This is a genomic window from Kribbella sp. NPDC004875 (genome assembly GCF_042873375.1).
Classification (GTDB): domain Bacteria; phylum Actinomycetota; class Actinomycetes; order Propionibacteriales; family Kribbellaceae; genus Kribbella.
The window spans coordinates 103,472-126,892 of the sequence record NZ_JBIALI010000003.1 but is presented as its reverse complement, the minus strand read 5'-3'; the positions used below and the strand labels follow the sequence as shown (position 1 = coordinate 126,892).

Genomic DNA, 23,421 nt, shown 5'->3' with positions numbered 1-23,421 from the left:
GAGCCTGGCACCCACCCCTTTCAGATCACTTTCACCACTGCGCTCGGTTCGATCAACGGACCGCAGTGCCCTGGGAAAGGGTGAGTAGATCGAGTTCGTGTCGTCGTGGTTGCCCTTCCCAGTCGCCGACGGTGGAGATGCAGAACGCCGCGGAGGCTGCGGCGCGGGTCAGTCGTTGACCAATGGGCAGGTTGTCGAGGACACCGGAGAGATACCCGGCGGCGAAGGCGTCGCCGGCGCCCACTGTGTCCACGAGCGGTATCGGTACGGCGCTGGTGTGATGGTTGTCGCCTTCGATGTGACAGGTGGCGCCGTCCGCGCCGCGTTTGATGATCACTTCATCGACACCGGCCGCCATTGCCGCGTGGATCGGACGGCTGGAGCCGGTGGCGGCTTGTAGCACGTGGAGTTCGTCCTCGCCGCAGAACAGAATGTCCACCTGGGGCAGGACGCTCGCGAGCCGTCGAGCTGCGGCATCCACGGACGTGAGTCTGCTGCGGTAGTTGATGTCGTAGGAGACGAGCACCTGCCGGGCTCGGGCCATGGCAATCAGGGCTTCGACCGTCGCCGCGCCCTGCTCGCTGAGTGCGGGCGTGATTCCGGTGACGTGGAATATCCGTGTGTCGTCATGCATCGCAGGTACGACGTCATCGGCTGTTGCCTTGGAGGCAGCGGACTCCCGCCGGTGATATGTCACGACCGACGTCGCCGAGACACGCTGGTACCTTCGCATTTCGCCGGTGCGGGCGGACGCCTCGGCTTTCAGGTGCCGTACGTCGACTCCCTCGCCGGCCAGGACGTGCCGAACCAGATCACCCCCATCGTCAGCTCCGACCCGGCCGGCGAAGGAAACCGAGTGCCCGAGGCGGGCGGCGCCGATCGCGACAGTGGTCTCGGCACCGGCGATGGACGCCGTGAAATGGGTGCCCACAGCGAGCGCACCTGGACTCGATCCTCTCAGCACGAGCATCGCCTCCCCGGTCGTCAGAAGCGCGCTCATAGGGCCTCCACCGTACGGCGGTACTCGGCGACTCGTGCCGCGAGCGCAGCCAGGTCGCCACCCGAGGGCGCGTCCCGCAGGAGTGGTGCGGCGATTCCGATTCCGATCGCGCCGGCTTCGAGGTATTCGCGTGCCGCTGTGAGGGCGATGCCACCGACGGGCACGAAGGAGGTGTTCGGCAGGGGAGCCCGCAGGGCCCGAAGGTGCGATGGTCCACCCGTTGATGCGGGGAACAGTTTGACAGCGCACGCCTGTGCTGCCGTCGCACTGAGGACCTCGGTCGGTGTCCAGGCTCCGGCGAGGACCGGAAGTCCGAGGTCCACACTCTTCGTCAGACCGTCGCAGATCCCTGGGGTGACTGTGAAGCGAGCGCCCACAGCGCCGGCGGCAGACGCGTCGGCCGCGGTCAGGACTGTGCCGGCTCCGATCCATGCGGCTGACCCGAACTCCGCGCAGGCTCGCTCGAGAGCTTTCAGTGCGCCGGCTCCGGTCAAGGAGATCTCGAGGACCGTCAGCCCGCCGTCGAGAATGACCTCGACGCATCGCAGGGTCTGGTCGGGAGAGTCTCCCCGGATGATCGGCATCAGGCGGGTCCGGGCGAGCTCCGCCAGCAGTGCATCGCCGATGCTTGGTGTGTCAGCCGGCATGGAAGGCAGCCACAGCCTCGGAGACACGCAGCGGCCGGCCGTACATCCGGAGCTGCTCGACCATGTCCGGGTCGAGCCGAACTGGCTCGGTGGTGGTCACGTCGCGCAGGTCGGGATCGAATCGCCCCCAGCCGTAGGGCCGGCTCGTTCCGCCGTCCTGCAGGCGGCCGTCCGCCACGAACATGACGATCTTCGGACCGCCGTCGACGATCGCGACGAAGTGGGTTCGGCGACCGGCAACGATTGTCCCGGGGTCGGATGTCCAGCCGTTCTCGCGGCGGCCGTCATTGAGCGTGAGGTGGACTCGATCGTGGTCGACCTGCCGCAACGTCCAGCCGCGGCCGGCGGAGTCCCGTTGCTCGGCCAGAACGCGGTCGGTCGATCCGGCGGCGATCCAGAGATCGATGGTGAAACCTGCCCTGGCGTCTTCGATACGCCAGTTGCCGCGACGTAGCTGGAGCCGAGGCAGCTCGACAGGTGCGGAGCCGGACGTTGCGGAGTCGTACAGCAGCGCGTCGGTGCTGACTTCGGCGCGGGAATGCTGCTGCCACAGTCCGGCGAGCATCGCCGGATCGAGCGCGTGGACCCGGGCGATCGACTTCTGGGTTTCGGTGACCCAGAACCGCTCCCCGTCCCGGACGAGGTCCGGGTAGCTCATGCTCGTCTGCGGGTCGTCGGCGTACAAGGCGATCTCCGGCTGGGACCACTCGATGATGCCGTCGCGCTCGACGCCTCCGCTGAGCCACACGGGGTTGCGGTAGGTGCCGAACCAGGTGTTGCTGTTGTTGTGGTGCCACAACAGGTAGCGTGCGTCGCCGCAGTCCCAGACGAACGTGGCCGCCCGCGGATTCTTGATAGGCGCGCCATTCGCGTAGCGCGCGAAATCAGGCGCTGTCCAGGTCTGTCCGCGGTCGTGGCTGTATGCGGCGCCGACGTACCCGGCCTCGGTGCGGTACGTGCAGTAGAGGCTGCCATCGGTCAGTCCGACGAGCTTGTGTTCTTCGGAGACCTCTCCTTGTGGGGCCCGCAGGCCGACGTCTCCGTCGGGGAGTGTCGTCCAGGTGACGGCCGAGGGATCGGACTCGGTGAGGATGTTCTCGCTGCGGACCACGAAGCCTTCGCTGGTGCGCTGGAACCCGAGGCGTTCCTCCCGGAAGCCACCGACCTTCGAGGCCGAGATGTACACGGCGTCGCCGACGATCTCGGGTTTGCCGACCGACCACCAGAACAGGACATCACCGCCGTACGGGTTCGCGCGGTCGATGTCGAACGTGCGCAGCGGAACGAAGTACCGCTGAGTGGACCAGCTGCGGCCGTGGTCGTCGGAGTACCGGAACGCCATGTCGCCGAGGGTGTCGACGCGAGGACTGCTGCCGACGTCGGTGATGACCTCGCGGAGGTTCTGCGTGTTGTAGGTGTAGAAGACATAGATCCGGCCGCTCGGTACGACGAGCGGCACCGCCCAGGATGCCTCGGGGCCTTCCCGCGGTTCGACGTCGACGGGTTCGCTCCAGGTGGCACCGTGGTCCGTGCTGCGCCGGGACACGATGCGCTGGCTCGGATCGCCCTCGTGAGCGTCGGAGCTGGTCACCACACAGACCCAGGCGTCATCGGCGGCGATCACGACATACGGCTGGTCGCAGTATCCGTCGGCCTGGATCACCGAACCCTCGGCGAGAAGCCTGGGGTCGGAGTGTGCCCGCTGCGGGTCGTCCGGCAGTTGCGGGGAAGGCGCGAACTGCGAGTCCGTCGTCGGCTGGTTCACCATTCTGCGAAACTCCCGTCGGTGTGCCGCCAGATCGCGTTGCGCCAGCGGTGTGGGTTTTCAGCGGCCTTGCGTACGGCGCCTTCGTCGATCTCGATGCCGAGCCCGGGCCGGGTGGGACGCTCGACGAAGCCGTCCGCGGTCGCGAACACCGAGCGGTCGAGAAGGTAGTCGAGCAGGTCGGAATCGGTGTTGTAGTGGATCCCGAGGCTCTGTTCCTGGATCAGGAAATTCGGGCTGGTGATGTCGACCTGCAGGCAGGCGGCCAGCGCGATGGGTCCCAGCGGACAGTGTGGCGCCAGGCTGACGCCCCAGGCCTCGGCCATCGACGCGATCCGCCGTACTTCGGAGATTCCGCCGGCGTGGGACAGGTCCGGCTGGACGACCGCGATGCCGGAGCGGACGACGTCGCGGAAGTCCCATCGGGAGTAGAGCCGCTCGCCGGTCGCGATCGGGATCGACGTACCAGCGGCGATCCGCCCGATGTCGGCGGTCAGTTCCGGCACCACCGGTTCTTCCACGAAGATCGGGCGCAACGGTTCCAGTAGTGGCAGGGCGCGGCGTGCCATTGCGGGTGAGTATCGGCCGTGGAAGTCGACGGCGAGATCCCGGTGCGGACCGAGGACCTCGCGGACGCCGGCGACGCGTTCGACGAGCAGGTCGAGTTGATGCGGCGTGTCGATCGCGGTCAGCTCTTCCGACCCGTTCATCTTGACCGCGGTGAGACCGGCCGCAATCTGGCGTTCGGCGTCCTCGGCGAGGGCGGAGGGCCGGTCCCCGCCGATCCAGCCGTACACTCGGACCCGGTCCCTGACCGGTCCTCCGAGCAGGTCGTAGACGGGCACGCCGCGGGCTTTTCCGGCGATGTCCCACAGGGCCTGGTCGATGCCGGAGACGGCGCTGGAGAGCACGGGGCCACCGCGGTAGAAGCCTCCCTTGGTGAGGACCTGCCAGGTGTCCTCGATGCGCAGCGGGTCGCTTCCGATCAGGTAGTCGGACATCTCGGCCACGGCCGCCTGGACGGTCTCGGCCTTGCCCTCGACGATCGGTTCGCCCCAGCCGATGATTCCCTCGTCGGTGGTGACGGCGACGAACAGCCATCGGGGTGGGACGCGGAAGGTCTCCACGTCGACGATCTTCATGCTGTGGTGCTCCTGGTTGTCGGTCACACGGTGACGAGGTTGACGATCTTGGCGCGCTGGTCGTCCCGGATCAGGACGTTGCTCCCGGCCACGTTGCTGAACACGTTTCCGGTGATCGTGAGGGTGTTGATCTGGGAGAGCATCTTGCCGATCGGGGACTGTCCGCCGACCCAGACGCCGGAGTACGGCACGTCCTGGATCGTGTTGCCGGTGATCGAGAAGAAGCCCTCCTTGGTGCCGGCCGATTCCCTGATGCTGTTGACGGAGATCGCGCCCGGGGTGACGCACAGTGCGCCGGTGCAGACGCGGGTGATGGTGTTGCCGGTGACCTCGGTGCTGTACGCCGGGAACTCAGGCGAGCGTCCCCAGAGGTACACACCCGCCTGGCAGGTGTCGCTGATGGTGTTGCCGAGCACGCTGATCGACGTACCGCCGCTGATCAGGATGCCGCCGCCCTCGGCCGAGCCGCTGACCGTGTTCTCCTCGACCCGGACGAACTGTGGGTCGCGCATGAGGTTCGACACGTAGCCGACCTGGATTCCGCCGTCGCGGTTGTCGGTCGCCGTACAGCCGACGACGTACACCTGCCGGCTGCCTTCGACGTCGATGCCGTACATGTTGGCGTTGCTCGAGGTGACGCCCTCGACCCGGACGCCGGTGGAGGTGTCGATGAGCAGGTTCGATCCGCTCGCGCCGCGCAGTGTGAGACTGCTGACCGAGCTGTCGCGGACGCCGGTCAGCTCGACCAGGGCACGGTTGTGGCGGAGGTCGGGGCGACTCGGCAGCGTGACGGCGAGATTCGACACCGAGCAGCCGGTGCCGCCGATGATCCGGATCCCTTGGTGGTCCGGGCTCGTCAGGACGATCTCCGAGACCGCGCCTTCGCCGAGGAGGTGGATGTTGTCCCGCTCGGCGACGGCGAAGTGGTGCTCGATCCTCGTGTCCCGGAAGGCCGAGTGATCCGCATCGGGCCGGAGCAGGTACCGGCCCTCCGGGACGAAGACGATCCCGCCTGCTCCGGGCAGGCTGGCGAGCGCCGCGCGGAAGGCCGCTGTGTCGTCGTGGGTGCCGTCGCCACGGGCGCCGAAGCGCCTGACGTTCGCGCGCGGCAGACCACGGAGCGAGCGCGTCGTCGGCTCCCGCCACGTGGTCTCGCTCGGTTCGGCACGACGGGCGCCGTACGGGTCGTCGTACGCACCTTGAATCAGCGTGAAGCCGGTGAAGTCGCCATCGATCGACCCCGTGACCTCCGGCGGACTGGTGACTGTGTTGCCGGCGGTACTCGTGTACGTCGTCGATCCCGCGACCGAGGCGCTCGCTCCCGGAGAGACGATCCGATTCCGGTCGACCGTGAAACCGTCGATGGTCGTTCCCGGGCTCACCCGCAGGCCGCCGGCGCCGCCGCCGAGCAGTTCGTTGCCAGACACCGTGACCGAGTTCGCCTGGACCGGGAGCCAGTTGTCGATGCCGATCGTGATGTCGTTGTTCTCGGAGCCGCGAATGCTGTTGTTGGTGATGGCGAGCGACTGGACCTTGTCGATGAGGGCGATCGTGCCGTGCCAGCCGCCGCCGGGGGAAAGGATCCGGTTGTCCGCGCGCATCTCCAGGTTGCCGCGGACCAGCACGTTGTCGTCGATGACCGCGTCCATCAGGGTGGCCGGGTTGGTCGTGGTGATGTCGCCGAACAGCGTGCAGCCGACCACGTTCTCGATCCAGTTGTGCGCGACGGTCTGTTTCGAGCCGCCGAGCGTGATGCCGCGGCCGTAGCACATGCTGATCAGCGTGTTGTGTTCGACGCGGACGTTCGAGATGACGGTGCTGTCGGGGTAGGTCGCGCTGTTGTGCCAGTTCGCGATGCCGTCGTCGCCGATGTACTCGGCCCAGTTGTACGCCGCGACGCAGTTGCTGGCTCCACCGAAGTTGTAGGCGTCCGAGCCGCTGTTACGAAGGGTGTTGCCGACCATCCAGCAGTCACGAGCATTCGGGAGCAGCAGGCCGGGCTGGCAGTGGTCGACCGTGAGACGGAGCAGCTGGACCGACCGGGGGGCGCGGATGATCAGCGCGGTGGCGGTGGAGTTGTGCCGCATCATGTTCAGCGGCGCCCATTGAAAGGCGAGGTCGCGAAGTGACACGTTGACCGCGGTCTGGAACTGCCATGCCTGTCCGGAGAGGTACGGCGGCGCCTCGGACGCGTTGCCGGTCATCGCCGGCCGGTGGAACAAGAGCACGCTGCTCTCGCCCTCGCCAACGAAGTGCACATCGCGAATGTCCTGCTGGAACCACCAGTTGTTGCTCGGTAGTGGTGGCGGTGGGAACAGGTACCGGCCGGCCGGAATGTAGACGACGCCGCCTCCTCGAGCACGAACCGCAGCGAGCGCACTGTTGAAGGCGGCCACGGCGGACGTGGTCCCATCGCCAAGCGCGCCATGGTCGCGGACGTTGATCACGGGCATGCTCGCGTAGTCGATCCGCGGCATTCCTTCGAGACCGGGACGGTCGTAGAACGAGTCCGGCAGGTTGCGGATTGTTCCCGAGGGCGTGAGGTTGGTCTCGGCGACTACCGGCGCCGCGCTCACGGATCGACTACCGTGGATCGTCAGTGCGCTGACGGCCGCGGCTGCCAGTCCGGCGTTCAGGAATGTCCGTCGGGACAGATGTGCTGACATGGTGGCTCCTTCAGCTGATGGTGAGATCGGCGATCTTGGCGCGCTGGTCGTCCCTGATCAGGACCTGCTGACCGCCGACCGCCTGGTAGTCGTTCTGTTGGATCCGAAGGGTGTTCAGCTCGCTCATCCGCTCGCTGATCGGGGACTTCCCGCCCACCCAGATGCCCGCCCAGGGGGTGTCGGCGATGTGGTTCCCGGTGATGTTCACGATCCCGTCGGACTGGCCGAGACCTTCGCGGATGCTGTGCACCGCGATGGCACCTGGCGTGTAGGTCCCGGTGCCGCGGTTCGTCCTGGTGAGGGTGTTGCCGGTGACGTCGACGTCCTCGATGCCGAACAGTCCCCAACCCATCCGGCCATGGAGGTGGATTCCGGCGAGGTAGGTCTCGCCGATGGTGTTCCCCGATACCGTGATCGCGGTTCCACCGCTGACGCCGATCCCGGCGCCCTCGATGGATCCGGTGACGTCGTTGCTTTCGACGCGGACCTGTTGGGTGTCCCGGTAGATGGTGCCGTTGGTCGAGATGTCGATGCCGTTGTCGCGGGCGTTCAGGACGCGGTTGTCCCGAACGTGGACTTGACGAGAGGTGAGGACCGCGATTCCGTCGGTCCCGGCGTTGGTGCTGGTCACGCGCTCGACGAGCACCGACCGGCTGGAGTCGACCCGGACGCCGGGTCCACTCCCGCCCGACACCTCGAGGTCGCAGACGGCGAACCCGTCGCAGCCGGAGACATCGATCAGCGCCCGGTTGCGGCGCATCGCCGGCCGGGCCTCCAGCTCGATGCGTAGACGGCTGATCGATCCGTGATCGACCCCTAGGAAGCGGATCCCGTCGTGCTCGGCACTGCTCATCACGAGCCTGCTGGCGCCGCCGGTACCCTGAAGGTGCACGTTGCGGCGGTCTGCCAGCGCCAGGTGGTGCCGGATCCTGGTGCCGCGGAAGCTTTCGTTGTCCGCGTCGGGCTCGAGCCGGTAGGTTCCGGCCGGGATGTCGATCACACCACCCGACGTGGGCAGGCTGTGCGTGGCGGCGACGAACGCCGGAAGGTCGTTGTGTACGCCGTCGCCACGTGCACCGTAGGTTCGGACGTTCACGTGGCGGAGGCCGCCGAGGTCGATGCCCGCGGGCTCCTGCCAGGCGTGCTCGTTGTCGGCCAGACGGATGGGGCGATAGACATCCGTCGTTCCTTGCTGCTCACCGATCCGATAGCCGGTCAGGTCGCCGGTGGCCTGTGACGTTCGCCTGGGCGGGCGGCGCACGATGTTGAACGACGAGGACACGTCCTTGATCGTTCCGTCGAGCATGACGGTCGGAAGTTCGCCGCCGAGGATCGTGTTGCCCTCGAGGGTGAGTCCGGTGATGTTCACCGGAGCGGCGTTGACCGTGGTGACAGCAGTCACGCTGGTGTCGAGGGAGGATCGCAGTTCGTTGCCGGAGACGGTGATCGAGCTGGCGGTGATTCCCTTGTAGTGGTCCTGCCCGAACGTGATGTCGCGGTGCTCCGAATCGGTGATCCGGTTGCGGGCGATCGTCATCTTCTCGACCGCGTCGACGACGACGAGCGTGCCGCCGTACCCGCCGGTGGTGCGGTTGAGGCCGATGTTGTCCGTCCTGTTGTCGAAACCGGCGCGGACGATGTCGTTGTCGGCGATCACCGCCCCGGTGATCGTGCCCCGCGGAATGGTGGCCGGGTCGCCGGCGTCGGTCTGCGGTACGGCGTAGATCGCGGCGGAGACGCTGGACTCGATCCAGTTGTGCTCGATCACCGGCTGGGAGCCGCCGAAGCAGACACCGCGGCCTCCGGCCACCCGGACAGCGGTGTTGTGGGTGATCCTGACACCATGCTGGGTGGTGGCGGCCGGGCGTCGGGTCTCGGGGATGTTGGCGTAGGCGTCGTCCAGGCAGTTCTCCACGTAGTTGTAGGCCAGGACCGAGTTCGTCGCGTTCTCGAAATGGAAGGCGTCGGCGCCGCTGTTGCGCACCGTGGAGTCGACGACCCAGGTATCGACACAATCCGGGAGCCAGATGCTGGGTTGTCCTTGATCGGCCACGACGTCGATCAACTGGACTCGCTGGGGCGCACGCATCAGCAGTGCGGTCGAACTGTTGGTGTGGCGGATCGCGACGTGTGGGCTCCACTGGAACGCGAGGCTGCGGATGCTGCAGTCGGCCGCGGTCAGTTCCCACCCGTTGCCTCCGCTCGGTGTTCCGGGCACGGTCATCGAGAACCGTTCGAAGCAGATCATGGACACCTCGCCGTCGCCGACGAAGTGGATGTTGGTGATCTTCTTGAACCAGTAGTCGACGGTGGGCGCAGCGGGTGGCGCGAACCGGTACCGCCCGGCCGGCACGTAGACCACACCGCCTGCGGCACCGAGTGCGGCGAGTGCCGCGTCGAACGCGGGCCGGTCGTTCGTGATGCCGTCTCCGGCGGCGCCGTGCGCCCGGACGCTGACCACAGGCATCGAGCCGTAGTCGATGTGCGGCATGCCCTCGAGTCCTGGCCGGTCGTAGAACGAATCGGGCAGGTTGCGAATGGTCCCTTCCGGCGTGAGGTTGCTCATGGTCGCGGGCGGCGCGGCGGCGGCCGTTCGGCCGCTGCGGACCGCGAGAGCGCCGACTGTCGCGGCGGCCAAGCCGGCATTGAGGACCGTACGGCGGGACAGATCTGCAGACATGGGTACTCCTCGGAACGGCTAGGACAGGATCAGGTTGGCGATCTTGGCGCGCTGGTCGTCGAAGATCAGCACCTCTTCGCCGCCGAGGCCGGAGAACGTGTTGCCGGTGATGGTCAGGCGGTTGAGAACCGACAGGACCTTGCCGATCGGGCATTGGCCGCCGGCCCAGACACCGGAGAACGGGGAATCCGTGATGGTGTTGCCAGTCACGGTGACTGTGCCTTGGGTCATGTCCTGCGTCTCCCGGATCGAGTGGATCGAGATGGCGCCAGGTGTGTAGGTCAGGCCGCGGGAACAGGCCTGGCTGATCGTGTTGCCGTCGATCGTGACGCTGAAGATCGGGAAGCTGGGAGCGCGGCCGTAGAGGTAGACGGCGGCCTGGCTGGTCCTGGAGATGGTGTTGTTCTTGACCAGTACGTCGGCGCCGCTGCTGATGCAGATCCCGCCGCCCTCTGCGACGTCTGCGACCGTATTGCCGACGATCCGCACCTGCTGCGCTTCGCGGTAGATCGTCCCTTGCCAGCCGACCTGGATTCCGCCGTCCCGGTTGCCGGTCACAGCGCAACCGGTGACGAGGATCTGCCGGCCGGCCTCGACCTGAATGCCGTAGTTGTTGGAGCGAGTGCTGCGCACGTTGCTGACCAGCATCAGTCGGCAGGAGTCGATCAGGACGTTGGCGCCGCTCGCACCTTCGACGGTCAGATCGGTGACGGCGCACTGCTGGGCGCCGGAGAGGTCGAGCAGGGACCGGTTGTGGCGAAGCTCCGGGCGTTGTACGGCGGTGAGCTTCAGACCTGTGATCGAGCAACCGGTCGTCGAGATGAACCGGATCCCCTGGTGATCGGGGCTGTCGAAGAGGAGCTCGGAGCCGTCTCCGCTGCCGGCGAGATGGATGTTGTCGCGTTCGGCGACCGCGAAGTGATGCTCGATCTTCGTGTCCCGGAAGGACTTGCGCCGGGCATCGGGCTTCAGCAGGTACTTCCCGGCCGGTACGAAGATCACCCCGCCGATCGCGGGCAGCGCGGCCAGGGCGGCATAGAACGCGCCGGTGTCGTTGTCGATGCCGTTGCCCTTGGCGCCGAAGTCCCGCACGTCGAGTTGCTTGAGGCCCTTGGTCGACGGAGCCTTCGGCTCGATCCACAGCTGCTCGTTGCCCGCGGCCCGGATCGACTGGTACGGGTCGACGTACCGGACGCCGGGCGACGTGGGCGCGAAGCCCCTGAAGTCTCCATCGACGTCGCCGGTGACGACCGGGAGCTTACCGACCTTGTTGGCCGAGCTCGCGGCGCTCGAGATCACGCCACCGATGTCGGCCGCGGGCCCGCCGGTGGCGAGTACTTCGTTCCTGTTCATCCGCAGGCCGTCGATCGCCGAGCCGTCGCTGATCCGCAGGCCGGCGGCCCGGGCACCGAGGAGCTCGTTGCGCTCGACGACTGCTCCGGTCAGCTGCGCCGGATTCCAGCCGTCGATTCCGAAGGCGATGTCGTGCTCCTCGGATCCCTTGATCGTGTTGCCGGTGACGGTCAGGCCGCTGACCCGGTTGAGCATCGCGATCGTCCCGTGGTAGCCGCCGCCGGGGCGGAGCTGCCGGTTGTCGGGCCGGAGCTCGAAGTTCGCCCTGATGATGGTGTTGCCGGTGATCACGGCGTTCCGCAGCACCCCCGGGCCAGGTGTGCCGTTGGAGATGTCGGACAGGACGCCGGGCGTCATGCAGGTCTCGATCCAGTTGCCGGCGACCGTCTGGTCCGATCCGCCCATGGTGATACCGCGGCCGCCCGCGATCTGCAGCAGGGTGTTGTGCAGAAGCCGCACGTTCTTGATCGCCGTGCTGTCGGGGTACTTGTTCTGGTCGTGGTAGTTCGCGAAGGCGTCGTCGGTGGTGTTCTCGGACCAGCAATAGGCGCCGACGCAGTCGTTCGCGCCACCGAAGTTGAAGCCGTCGGCCGCGCCGTTGCGGACGGTGCTGTCGACCATGTAGCACTCGCGGGCGTCGCTCCACACGATGCCGGGCAGGCAGTGGTCCACCGTCACGCCGATGAGATGTGCCCTGGTTGGGGCTCGCATGAGCAGGGGTGAACCGGAGAAGACATGCCGGACCATGGCCCACGGTGCCCAGGTCATCGCCAGGTCGCGCAGGGAGACGGTGTCGACTCGCTGAAACTCCCACCCGCCGTTCGAGGTGTACGTCGGTGCTTCGTGCCCGTTCGCCAGCAGCTTCGGACGGGTGAACGCGATGACGGACGCATCACCCTCGCCGACGAAGTGAATGTTGGCCATCGGACGCTGCCATGCCCAGATACCGGGGGCCGGCGGTGGCGGGAAGTGGTACCGGCCGGACGGGATGTAAACAATCCCACCACCGGACGCCTTCAGGGAATCGACCGCGGCGTTGAACGCGGCGGCGTCGGATGTGACGCCGTCACCGGTCGCGCCATGGTCACGGACGTTCGCGACAGCCATCGCCTCGTAGTCGAGGCGAGGCATCTGTTCGAGACCGTCGCGCTGATAGAACGAGGCGGGCAGGTTCCTGATCCGGCCGTCGGGCAGGAGGTTTCCGGCGGAGGTCGCCGCCGCGGACTCGGTACCGGCCACGACGACTCCGGTCGCCGCGACGGCGGCTGATGCGGCCAGGAGGGTACGTCGCCTGACGGGAATGGTCACCTTGGCTCCTCAGAACAGGGGATGGACGGTCAGACGATCGTGAGATGGGTGATCGCGGCCTGTTGCTCGGTGGTCATCAGCACGTTGCTTCCGGCAACCGATGTGTACGTGTTGCCGGTGATGGTGAGCGTGTCGAGCTCGGACAGGTAGCGGACGGCTTGTCCGGTGGTCCAGTGCACCCGGGTGACCGGGCACTCACCACCGACCCAGATGGCGGAGAACGGTGCCGTGTCGACCGTGTTGCCAGTGACCGTGACAGTGGATCCGTCGGTAGCGCCGGCGCCTTCGCGGATGCTGTGGATCCCGATCGCTCCGGGCGTGTAGCAGAGCGGCCCGACGCAGGTATTGGTCACTGTGTTGCCGGTGATGTCGACGCTGTAGATCGGGAACGCGGGGTTGCGGCCCACCAGATAGATCCCCGACTGCGCGGTGTTGCTGATCTGGTTGTCGCTGATCGTCACGTTGGCGCCGCTGCTGACGCTGATGCCGCCGCTCTCGGCAGTCCCGTCGACGGTGTTGTCGTGGATGCGGACGTACTGCGACTCGCGGTAGATGACGCCGTTCCAGCCGAGGTGGATCCCGGCGTCGCGGCTACCGGTCGAGGTGCAGCCGGACAGCTCGACCTGACGGCTGGCCTCGATCTGGAGGCCGTGGTTGTTCGCGTCCTGGCTGGTGATGTTGTTGATCAGGACCTTGCGGCTGGAGTCGACCAGCAGGTTCGATCCGCCGGACCCGGTCAGTGTGGTGTTCGTTATCGAGCAGACCTGGGAGCCGGAGAAGTTCAGGAGCGCGCGGCAGTGTCGCAGCGACGGCTTGTTGGCCGGCGCGAGGCTGAGCTTGACTCCGTCGACCGAACTGTTGGTGCAGTTCACGAACCGGATGCCATGGTGATCCGGGCTGGTGAAGATCAGCTCGGAGCTGACTCCTTGGCCTTTGACGAAGATCTTGTTCTTGTCGAGGATCCCGAAGTGGTGCTGGATCTTGGTGTAGGGGTAACCGGACCGGGACGCGACCGGGTTGATGAGGTACTGGCCGGAGGGGATCCACAGAATGCCGCCGTCGGCCGGATCGGCGTACAGTGCGTCGAGCGCGGCGTAGAAGGCGGGCCCGTCGTCGTGTACGCCGTCCCCGACGGCACCGTAGTCGCGGACGTTGAAGGAGCTGAGGCCGGTCGTCGACGGGATGAACGGTTGATCCCAGGCGGTCTCGTTCCCCGCCGCGCGGATCGTGCTGTAGGTGTCGACGAAGGCCGGCTGGGTGCTGACGACGGTGTACCCGGTGAAGGCAGGGCTGACCGATCCACCAGTGTCGGTCTGCGGTGCTGCGGTCAGGTTGTTGTTGCCGCTGGCCGCGTTGGTGACCGTGCCACCGATCGAGATCGACGGGCCACCGTTGCCGAGGATGTCGTTGTCATGGATGTTCAGGCCGTTGATCGTGGAGGTCGGCCGCATCCGGATGCCGGCGCTGCCGGCCCGGCTCATCGTGTTGCTTCCGATGTCGACGTTGGTCGCGGTGATCGTGCGCCAGCCGTCGATCCCGAGCGTCACGTCGTACTGCTCGGAGCCGACGATCGTGTTGTTCGAGATCTCCAGGTCGTCGACCAGGTCGTGGACGGAGATCGCGCCATGGAAACCGGAGTTTCCGGTGCGGACCCGGTTGTCGGAGCGCATCTCGAAGTTGCTCCGGACCAGGGTGTTCCTGCTGACGACGGCGCCGCGGAGTACGGCGTTCGGCCGGTTGGCGATGTCGGTCTGGTCGATGTCGCTGAAGATCCCCGACGCGGTGGCCGTCTCGACCCAGTTGCCGATCAGCGAATGGTTCGTGCCACCGATCGTCAGGCCGCGGCCGCCGGCGACACCGATGGTGGTGTTCGACTGGAACAAGACGTTGCTGAACGCGGCACTGTCGGGATTGGTCCCGGTGTTCATGAAGTTCGCGAAGCCGTCGTCGGTGATGTTCTCGGCCCAGTTGTAGGCGGCGACCGAGTCGTTGGCGTCACCCAGGTTGAAGGCATCGGACGCGCTGTTCCGGATGACGCTGTCGACGATGTAGCAGTCGGTTCCGTCCGGCATGATGATGCCGGGCTGACAGTGATCGACGCTGACCCGCAGGATCTGTACCCCCGTAGGTCGGCGGCAGAGCAGCCCGGTCCCGGTGATGCAATGCCTCGTCATGATGTACGGCGTCCACTGGAAGGCGAGGTCCCGGACCGAGACGTTGATCGCGTCGTCGAACTCCCAGCCCTGCCCGGCGTCGCGAAGATTGGCGGTGTTCCCGTTGGACGGCAGCGCATCGCGCTGGAAGACCAGGACCGAGGCGTCGCCTTCGCCGACGAAGTGGATGTTGTTCAGCTTCGCCGCGCCGCCGCGGATCCACCAGCTGGTGGCGCCCGCGGCCGGAGCCGGGAACACGTAGCGGCCGGGCGGCAGGTAGACGATGCCGCCGGCCGTTCCCAGGGCGGTGATCGCGGCGTTGAAGGCTGCGACGGTGCTGGAGGCGTGCGTACCGTCGGAGTAGGCGCCGTGATCGGTGACGGATTCGACGGCCATCGTCGAGTACTGGATCTGGGGCATGCCGGCCAGGCCGGTGCGGTTGTAGAACGAGCTCGGAAGGTTCGAGACAACCCCGTTCTGGAGGTTGCCGATCGGGGTTTCGGCGCGGGCTGTGCCGCGGCCGAGGACGGTGAAGCCGGCGGCGGCTAGGGCAGTGGTGCCGAGGAAGGTACGGCGGCTCATCGAAGAGGGCATAGCGGAGCTCCCTGAGTGGTGAATGAGCTGGAGTGGGTACTGCGCGGTGCTCGTGGTCAGGCGGACGGGATCGCGGTGGCGTGCCGGAAGCGCGGGGTCCAATCGAGAAGAGATCTCGCGTTGGCGCAGTTCACGAGACTGGTGTGCGGTGCCGGATCGTTGCCGTCGTGCCAGGGGATCTGGTCGTAGTCCCTCGTGAGGACAGCACTGAGCAGGCGTCCACCCCAGAGGTCGTCTGCGGCGAGCAACGCGGTATGGAATCCGGTGAGATCGACGGTGAGAGCACTTCGAATCGCGCGGACGACGTCGCGGATGTCGACGTACGCGTAGAGGTCTGCAACTCCTGGTCCGGGGCTGCTCGACTTGTGGATGACATACGTGGGGCGCAGGCTCATGACGGTTGCGTCATGGCGGTCGGCGAACTGCCTGCACGCCTCTTCGGACAGATGTTTCGACAGCTGGTACGGCGAGGTCGGTGTGTGCGGGTGGTCGTCGTCGACCGGGAGATAGGCCGGAGTGCCGGCGCCGACGCAACCGAGCGCATTGATGCTCGACAAGTGGACGATCCGCGGAACTCCGGCGCGGGCGGCGGCGAGCAGGAGCGTGCAGGTGCCGGCGATGTTGATGTCGTAGGTGTCGTACTCGCGGCCTTTCCGGTCGCTCGGGAGCCCGCCGCAGTGGACGATCGCGTCGACGCCGTACAGGGCCGCAGTCATGGCTGCGAGATCGCGGACATCTCCGACGAGCTGTTGATAGGGCTCGGCGGTGACTATCGGCGCGACGTCGAGCGCTGTGACGGTCGCCCCGGCCTGGTGGAGGTTCTCACTGATCGCCGAGCCGATGGCTCCTCGTGCGCCGGTGACCAGGACGTGTCCGGTCATCGGTCCGCCTTGCTCAGCGTCTCGGCCAGGTCCGAACCCTCGCGGAGGAAGAAGCAGGTCTCGTCCAGCGGTACGTCGACCGTGAGCCACTGGCCGCCACGATGGACAGTCGAGGTCCGGGGATCCACCCACTTGGTGTCGGCGGGCAGCCAAACGTGGCGCGAACGAGCGCCGTACTCGAGGACCGGTGCCGCGAGCAGGTCCGGCCCGCACAGGAACTGGTCCGAGATGTCCCAGGATTGCTCCTGCTCGGGGAAGTCCAGGAACAACGGCCGCATCAGCGGCTGGCCGGCGGATGTCGCGATCGCCATCTGGGTGCTGATGTATGGCCGCAAGGCTTCGCGGAGGTGCAGGACCGGGACGATCGCGTCGTACACCTCCTCGCCGAAGGACCAGACTTCGTTCGGGGCTCCGCGCAACAACTCGCCGGCAAGGTCCGGACGGCGGTGGCCGTGCAGGCGGAAGAGTGGGGTGAAGACCTGGAACTGGAACCAGCGGACGATCAGTTCGCGGAGCTCGGGGTCGTCGTTCCCGGCCCAGGTGACGAAGCCGCCGATGTCCGCGCTCCACCAGGGCATGCCGCTGAGTCCGGCGTTGAGGCCGGCCGGCACCACGGCCTGGAGTGCGGCGAAGCTCGCGTCGATGTCGCCGGCCCAGACCGCCGCGCCGTACTTCGCGGTGCCGGCCCACGCCGAGCGGCTCAGCAGGAGTCCTTCCGTTTCCCCGGCGGCGGTCAGACCCTCGTGGAACGTCTGAGCGTTCCAGCGCGGGTAGAGCCCGGCGACCGCGGCTCCCGGCCCTGCGTGGTACTGCCACTGAGCGGGATCAGGCGCGACGAGTTCTGGCTCGCAGGCATCGAGCCAGAATGCCCTGATGCCCAGGTCGTGGTATCCGGTCCGGACTTGGTCCCAGACGAAGCGACGGGCATCGGGGTTGCTCGGGTCGTAGTAGTGCAGGAAGGCGGGACCGCTGGTTCCGACATCGACGAAGCGTGACCCGATCGACAGTTGGTCGCTGCGCAGCAGTAGACCGTCCTCGGCCATCTTCGGGAAGTTGGGGCTCTGTTCGCTGACCGTCGGCCAGATCGAGACCATGACCTCGACGCCGAGTTGCCGGAGTTGTTCGATCATGCCGGCGGGGTCCGGCCAGCGCTCCTCGTCGAACGCCCAGTCACCGTGATGCTTCCAGTGCAGGAAGTCGATGACGATCGCCGACAAGGGCAATCCACGGCCGAGATGCTCGTGGACGACCTCCATCAGCTCCTGCCGGTTGTCGTACCGCAACCTCGACTGCCAGAAGCCGGTCGCCCAGTCCGGGTACGGCGGGGCGTGACCGGTGAGGTCGGCGTACCGACCGAGGACGTCGCCGACCGTCGCGCCGCGGACGATCCAGTAGTCGAGTTCGGGTGCCGCGTCAGCGATCCACCGGGTGTGGTTGTGGCCCAGTTCGACGCGCCCTGCGCCCGGGTTGTTCCAGAGCACGCCGTACCCGCGGTTCGAGACGAGGAACGGGATCGCGATCTCGGCGTTCTGCTGGACCAGGTCGATGACGCAGCCCTTCTGGTCGAGCCGACCGTGGCGGTGCTGGCCGAGTCCGTAGAAGCGCTCGCCGTCGTACGCCTCGAACGTCGCGGTGATCCTGTGCAGGTCGCCGCCGGCGACTGGACGCAGGTGGCGCGGAGGCACGCTTTGCAACCACTGCTTCCGTTCGCGGAGGATCTCCAGGCCGGACCCGGAATCGAGGTATGTGATGGTTCCGCGACGATCCACCGCCGCGCGCAGACGGCCATTCGTGATGGTGGCGCTGCCGTCGGTCGACCGCTCGATGACAGCGGTACCGCCGGTTGCGGCCGGCTCCAGTGCGCCCGGCTTGTCAGCTGGGCGGACGCGTCCGGAGGTGCTGCGCACCCGGAACGCGTCGGGACCCCAGGCCTCGATGCGGGTCAGCTGGCCGTGGGCTCGAATCTCCAGTACCTCGTCGTTCATGGTCAGCCTTTCAGCCCGCTGAACCCGATACCGCGGACCACCTGGCGCTGGAAGATGATGAAGGCCAGCAACGGTGGCAGCGTCGAGATCAGCATTCCGGCGATCAGCATCGCCTGGTCGGAATAGGTGGCGAGTCGGGGCAGGGCCACCGACAGCGGTTGCTTGGTGGGGTCGGTCATCGCGACGAGTGGCCAGAGGAAGTTCTTCCATTCGGCCATCAGGGAGAGCAGCGCGACGACGGCGAGCATCGGCCGGGACATCGGGAGGACGAGGCTCCAGAAGATCCGGATCGGACCGGCGCCGTCGACCTGGGCCGCGTCGAAGAGTTCGTGGGGGAGCGCGTCGAAGAACTGCTTCGCGACCAGGATGTTGAAAGCGTGCGCGCCGGCCGGCAGCCAGATGGCGAGCGGCGTGTTGGCGATCGACACACCGAGCCCGGGAAGGTGGATCACGGTCAGGTAGAGCGCGACGAGGGAGACTGTGCCCGGGATGAACAGGGTTGCCAGGATGGCGCCGTACACGAGCTTGCCGAACCTCGGCCGGAGGACCGAGAGGGCGAACCCGGCAGTGGTCGCGACGAAGACCTGCGTCGCGCAGGAGCCGGCGGCGTACACGACCGAGTTGAGGAGGTAGTGGCCGACCTCGAGCTCGTTCCAGGCGTGCGACAGGTTGCTCCATCTGAACGCGGCCGGCCAGGCCTTCAGCGGATGCCCGATCAGGTCCTGGGTGTCGGACACGGCGCCTTTGAACAACCACCAGATCGGTACCAGGCCGGCCGCGGCAACGCACAACATCAGGACGAACTGGGTCAGCCGGATCGACCACCGGGTGATGGGATCGGAACGGTCGGACGGGGAGATGAGCCCGCGGGGAATGGTCGTCATGTCTTGCTCCATCGCCTCGTCAGCCGCAGATACACCGCGGACAGCACGGCCAGAACCATTGCCAAGAGAACGCTCAGGGCGGCCGCCGAACCGAAGTCGCCGCTGACGAACGCGTTGCGGTAGATGAGGTAGAGGACTGTCACGGTCGAGTTCTCCGGCCCGCCGTCGGTCATCACGAACGGCTCGGTGAAGATCTGCAACGTGCCGATGATCTGCAGCAGTAACAGGACGAGCATCAAACCGCGGAGCTGAGGCAGCGTCACGTGCCAGACGCGCCGGAGGATCGACGCTCCGTCGACCTCCGCTGCCTCGTAGAGCTCAGTGGGAACCGACGAGAGCGCGGCGAGGTACAGCAGCACTGTTCCACCGGCCGACTCCCAGACGATCAGCAGAACAAGGCTCGGCAGGGCTCCGCCGCTGGTCTGCAACCACGACAGCGGACCGATTCCGACAACGCCGAATGCGGCATTGAACAGACCGTGGTCGGGGTCGTAGAAGAACTTCCACAGCAGGACCGATACGACCGGTGGGACCACGACCGGGAGGTACACCAGGACCCGGAACACTCCTCCGAGGCGGCGCAGTTCGGACATCGCCAGCGCCAGGACGACCGGAAGTGGGAAGCCGATCGCGACCGCGAGGACGCCGAACTTGATCGTGTTCACGACGGCCGTCGTCAGCAACGGATCGTCGAGGACGTGCCGGAAGTTCGCGAGCCCGACCCAGACCGCGGGGTCTACCAGGTTGGTCTGCTGGAAGCTCAGCGCGAGACCGCGCAGGATCGGCCACCACGAGAAGTACCCGAAGGAGAGCAGCGCCGGCAGGAGGAACACCAGGCCCCACCAGCCGAACCGGTTCGCCCGCCGTCTGCGTCGGTGGGGTTCGTTGCCCGAGGCACGCGATACCGCGATGTCCTCGGGCACCGAACTCCGCAGCGTGGTCAAGGTCATCGCTGCCCTTGCTCGACGATGGCCTGCGAGTCCTTCTGCGCCTTGCCGAGGACGGTCGCCGGATCCGCGTCCTGCCGGGTGAGGACGGCCTGCACCGCGGTGTCGAGAGCGGCGTACAGGAGCTGGGCCGCGACCGGTGGCTCCGGCTTGTAGCTGAGGGCGCCGGTGCCGGTCACGAACGGCTCGAAGTTCTTCGCATCCACGGTGACGTAGGGCTTGATCGCGGTGGAGATCTGCTGCTGGACCGCGGTGTTGAACAGGGCAACAGTCGGTACGCCGACCGGGATGCCGGAAGCCTTGTTCGTCTTCGCCCGGGCCACGGCCGCGTCGGCGTCGTACTGCGGGCGCAGGTAGTAGAAGTCGGTCCATTTCATGATCGCGGCCTTCTGAGCGGCGGTCGCGCGTGGATTCGCCATCACGACCTGGCCGCCGACGAGCGTGGCGTTTCCGCCGTCCTGCGGGTAGGCGGCTGCTCCGAACGCCTTCGGGTCGCCCTTGTACTGGTTGATGTAGCTCGCGTAGTACCCCGGGTCCGCGATGATCATCGCGAACTTTCCGGCCGCGAAGCCGCTGTTGACATCGTCGTACCCGAGCAGCTGGTTGTTGCCCATCGACTTGTCCTGCCAGCGCATTTCCTTCAGCAGCGCGAGTTGCGCCTGGCTCTGCGTGTTGTCGACACTTGCCGCGAACTTCCCGCCCTGGTCGGACTCCATCTCACCGCCGCGCGAGTAGGTCGCCGCGGTGAGATGCCAGCCGCCGCCGTTCTTCACGGTCATCTCCGCGAAACCGACGACGCCGGTCCGTGCGGAGATCTGCTTGGCCGCCGCCCGCAACTCTGCCCAGGTCGCCGGCGGCTTGTCCGGGTCGAGGCCGGCCTTGGCGAAGATCGTGCGGTTGTACACCAGACCGAGCGCGTACTGGCTGGTCGGTATCCCGTACAGCTTGCCGCTGGAGTCCTTTACGTTCTGCAGGACCCTGGGATCGAACTCGGAGTACTTCCGCAGATCCTTCGCGGCATCGGTGAGGTCGGAGACCTGGCGACGAGCGATCAGGCCGGCCGGCTCGGTGAGCGGGACGAGCAGCATCGTCGGTGCCGAGCCGCCGGCGATCTGGGTGACGTACGACGTGGCGTCGAAGGTCGCGTCGGTGGTCTCGATCTTGATCGACGGATTCTCCTTCTCGAACGCCGCGATCTGGTCGAGGTAGGTCTTGCGGGCCTCGGCTTTGGTCGTCGGGGGGATGCCCATGACGGTGATCGTGGTGGTCGCGTCGGTGCCTGCCGCGGGCTGCGACGAACAGCCCGCGGCGGCCGCTGCGGTCAGCACTACCGCGATCGCACTCGCCGCGACGCGGGTTGGCCTTCGGATCATCGGACTCCTCCTGTGGTGCCGGTAACGGGGGCTTGGGTCTCGCGTGGGTTGCGGAACACGACGTTGCGCAGGGGTTCGCCGTCGCGGAGCGCACGGATGTTCGCCGCGACATCGAGCATTCGGCGCTCGAAGACATCTGTGGTGACGCCGGAGGTATGCGGGGTCATGACGACGTTCGGCAGGTCGCCGAACGAGAAGCGTGACGGCTGGGCCTGTGCGCCGGGTGCCGGGTACTGCCACCACACATCCAGGGCAGCCCCGGCGATTCTCCGGTCGGCGAGCGCGTGGTAGAGCGCTTCCTCGTCCACGATGGGTCCGCGGGCGACGTTGATCAGGAACGCGGATCGCTTCATTCGGTCGAGCATCGAAGCGTCGAGAAGATGCGTGGTCTCGCTCGACAGCGGCACCGTCAGAACGACCACGTCGCTCTCGGTCAGCAGGTGACCGAGGTCGTGTGGTCCGCCCAGCCAGTCCACCGAAGTGGCGCCCGCTGTCGAACTGCGCCGAGTCGCGAGGACCCGCATTCCCAACGCCTTCGACAGTTGGGCGACGTGGCTTCCGATCTCTCCGTATCCGATCAGGCCGATGGTCTTCCCGGCGAGAGTTTCGTGCACAGGCGCGGAGGCGTCGTTGAACACCGACAGCCAGCGGCCGCTGCGAAGAGCGCGATCCTCGACGAGCAGTTGGCGGGACAACGCGATCATCGCCATCAAGCAGTACTCCGCGATCGCCCGGCCGTGGTGAGACGTGTTGGCGACAACTGCACCCGGGCCGAGGCTTTCCAGCGCGATGCCTTCGTACCCGGCGCCCGCGACCTGGACCAGACGAAGTGCCGGCGCCTGCCCGGCCAGTGCCGCCGGGAGCTTGGAGCCGACGAAGACGTCCGCCTGGTCGAGCCAGCCGTGCCAGTCCGCACCGCTGCGGGCGCACCGGAGAACCGCCCCCGAGCCGATCTCGGCCGCGAGCCTCCCGGCGAGCCGGACCTGCATCGGATCGACCACCACGACCTGCATGCCGTCTCCCTGTGACTCGCCTCACGATCGAATAAGCAGATTAAACTGAGTAGACACGCAGCTGTCAACGGGTCACTGGGGGGTGCCTCGCAGCGGGTCGACCCGGTGGTGATGTAAGGTCTAATCTGACTATTGAGCCTAGTTCTGGGAGTTGCCGATGCGCGGACGAGATGTGGCGCACCCAGGTCGACATCACGATCGGGTGGTTGAGGAGGTCGGTCGCGCGATCGTGACCGGTCGCTACGAGGACGGAGAGTCCGTGCCGCCGGAACGCCTGGCGGAAGAGTTCGGTGTGTCCCGTCCCGTGATCCGCGAGGCATTCCGCGCTCTGCAGGGCAAGGGCCTGCTGATCGCGAGGCCGAAAGTCGGCACCCGCGTGTCGGACCCGCGGACCTGGAACTACCTCGACCCGCAGATCATCACCTGGCGCCTCGAGAGCGATCGGCGTACCGAGCAGGTCGACGAGCTGTACTCCGTCCGGCTCGCGGTCGAGCCGGTCGCGGCGCGGATGGCGGCGCTGCGGTCGAAGCCTGCGGATCTGGCGCAGCTGACGCGCGCCATCGACACCATGTATGCCGCCCTGGATCAGCGCGACCTGCACACCTTCGTCTCTGCCGACGTCAGCTTCCATGTCGCGCTGCTCGACCTGTCAGGCAGCAAGATGTTCGAGTGCCTCAGCAGTGTCATCGCCACCGCCGTACGGACTCGGGAGACGTTGGTGTTCCCGGTCGTCGAGGCGATGCGCCGAGGGCTCGAGCTCCATCGCCAGTTGGTGCAGGACATCATGACCGGGGCGCCCGAACTCGAGACGACATCCCGCAGGCTCATCGTCGACGCCCACGAGGAAGCCAACCGAGCACTCGGAGTCTGGGGTTCGGGCGCCGACAGCCAGGTCACAAGCCAGCGCTGACCGCCGCGGCGGTACCGATCGGTGCCTCCGAACGCAGCTGACAACCCAAAGGTGCGTGGTGGGACGCGGGTGAGGCCTTGTCTGCGCCACAAGGGCTCGCGGCCGTTTCCTTGGCTGTGC

At 66.9% G+C, this 23,421-nt stretch carries 15 protein-coding genes; 1 reads left to right on the top strand and 14 read right to left on the bottom strand.

Going from position 1 to position 23,421, the window contains the following annotated elements:
* Positions 1-52 precede the first annotated feature (52 nt).
* Genes ACFYRH_RS17770 through ACFYRH_RS17705 form a run of 14 tightly spaced genes read right to left on the bottom strand, consistent with a single transcriptional unit; the run spans position 53 to position 22,391 of the window.
* Positions 53-1,000 (bottom strand): sugar kinase, encoded by a 948-nt coding sequence (locus ACFYRH_RS17770; RefSeq protein WP_387775641.1) that lies wholly within the window; start codon positions 998-1,000, stop codon positions 53-55.
* The gene (locus tag ACFYRH_RS17765) at positions 997-1,647 is read right to left on the bottom strand and encodes a bifunctional 4-hydroxy-2-oxoglutarate aldolase/2-dehydro-3-deoxy-phosphogluconate aldolase (protein ID WP_387775638.1); all 651 of its coding nucleotides are present in this window, start codon (positions 1,645-1,647) and stop codon (positions 997-999) included. The genes ACFYRH_RS17770 and ACFYRH_RS17765 overlap by 4 nt, the downstream gene beginning before the upstream one ends.
* A complete protein-coding gene (locus ACFYRH_RS17760) occupies positions 1,637-3,415 on the bottom strand; it encodes an exo-alpha-sialidase (RefSeq protein WP_387775635.1) in 1,779 nt (592 codons plus the stop codon). The genes ACFYRH_RS17765 and ACFYRH_RS17760 overlap by 11 nt, the downstream gene beginning before the upstream one ends.
* Positions 3,409-4,554: a galactonate dehydratase gene (gene dgoD, locus ACFYRH_RS17755; RefSeq protein WP_387775632.1), complete on the bottom strand. Its 1,146-nt coding sequence runs from the start codon at positions 4,552-4,554 to the stop codon at positions 3,409-3,411. The genes ACFYRH_RS17760 and dgoD overlap by 7 nt, the downstream gene beginning before the upstream one ends.
* A gap of 23 nt (positions 4,555-4,577) precedes the next feature.
* Entirely contained in the window at positions 4,578-7,220 is a 2,643-nt protein-coding gene (locus ACFYRH_RS17750; RefSeq protein WP_387775629.1) for a glycosyl hydrolase family 28-related protein, read from the bottom strand.
* A 10-nt stretch (positions 7,221-7,230) separates the two neighbouring features.
* Positions 7,231-9,900, bottom strand: coding sequence for a right-handed parallel beta-helix repeat-containing protein (locus ACFYRH_RS17745; protein ID WP_387775626.1), 2,670 nt, complete (start codon positions 9,898-9,900; stop codon positions 7,231-7,233).
* A gap of 18 nt (positions 9,901-9,918) precedes the next feature.
* Positions 9,919-12,561, bottom strand: a complete 2,643-nt coding sequence (locus ACFYRH_RS17740) for a right-handed parallel beta-helix repeat-containing protein (RefSeq protein WP_387775623.1) — start codon at positions 12,559-12,561, stop codon at positions 9,919-9,921.
* Positions 12,562-12,590: 29 nt separating this feature from the next.
* Positions 12,591-15,308 carry a right-handed parallel beta-helix repeat-containing protein gene (locus ACFYRH_RS17735; protein ID WP_387775621.1) on the bottom strand — a complete coding sequence of 906 codons (2,718 nt, stop codon included), beginning with the start codon at positions 15,306-15,308 and terminating at the stop codon, positions 12,591-12,593.
* A 56-nt stretch (positions 15,309-15,364) separates the two neighbouring features.
* Entirely contained in the window at positions 15,365-16,189 is an 825-nt protein-coding gene (locus ACFYRH_RS17730; RefSeq protein ID WP_387775618.1) for an NAD-dependent epimerase/dehydratase family protein, read from the bottom strand.
* Positions 16,186-18,174, bottom strand: a complete 1,989-nt coding sequence (locus ACFYRH_RS17725) for a TIM-barrel domain-containing protein (RefSeq protein WP_387775615.1) — start codon at positions 18,172-18,174, stop codon at positions 16,186-16,188. Before ACFYRH_RS17725 ends, ACFYRH_RS17730 begins: the two co-directional genes overlap by 4 nt.
* 2 nt (positions 18,175-18,176) lie before the next feature.
* On the bottom strand, positions 18,177-19,058 hold the full coding sequence (locus ACFYRH_RS17720; RefSeq protein ID WP_387775612.1) for a carbohydrate ABC transporter permease: 882 nt from the start codon (positions 19,056-19,058) through the stop codon (positions 18,177-18,179).
* Positions 19,055-20,008, bottom strand: coding sequence for a carbohydrate ABC transporter permease (locus ACFYRH_RS17715; protein ID WP_387775609.1), 954 nt, complete (start codon positions 20,006-20,008; stop codon positions 19,055-19,057). The genes ACFYRH_RS17720 and ACFYRH_RS17715 overlap by 4 nt, the downstream gene beginning before the upstream one ends.
* Positions 20,005-21,378 carry an extracellular solute-binding protein gene (locus tag ACFYRH_RS17710; RefSeq protein WP_387775606.1) on the bottom strand — a complete coding sequence of 458 codons (1,374 nt, stop codon included), beginning with the start codon at positions 21,376-21,378 and terminating at the stop codon, positions 20,005-20,007. Before ACFYRH_RS17710 ends, ACFYRH_RS17715 begins: the two co-directional genes overlap by 4 nt.
* Positions 21,375-22,391, bottom strand: a complete 1,017-nt coding sequence (locus ACFYRH_RS17705) for a 2-hydroxyacid dehydrogenase (protein WP_387775604.1) — start codon at positions 22,389-22,391, stop codon at positions 21,375-21,377. Before ACFYRH_RS17705 ends, ACFYRH_RS17710 begins: the two co-directional genes overlap by 4 nt.
* Positions 22,392-22,593: 202 nt before the next feature.
* Here ACFYRH_RS17705 and ACFYRH_RS17700 point away from each other — a divergent pair, with 202 nt between their 5' ends.
* Positions 22,594-23,301 (top strand): FadR/GntR family transcriptional regulator, encoded by a 708-nt coding sequence (locus ACFYRH_RS17700; protein WP_387775601.1) that lies wholly within the window; start codon positions 22,594-22,596, stop codon positions 23,299-23,301.
* The last annotated feature ends 120 nt before the right edge of the window (positions 23,302-23,421 follow it).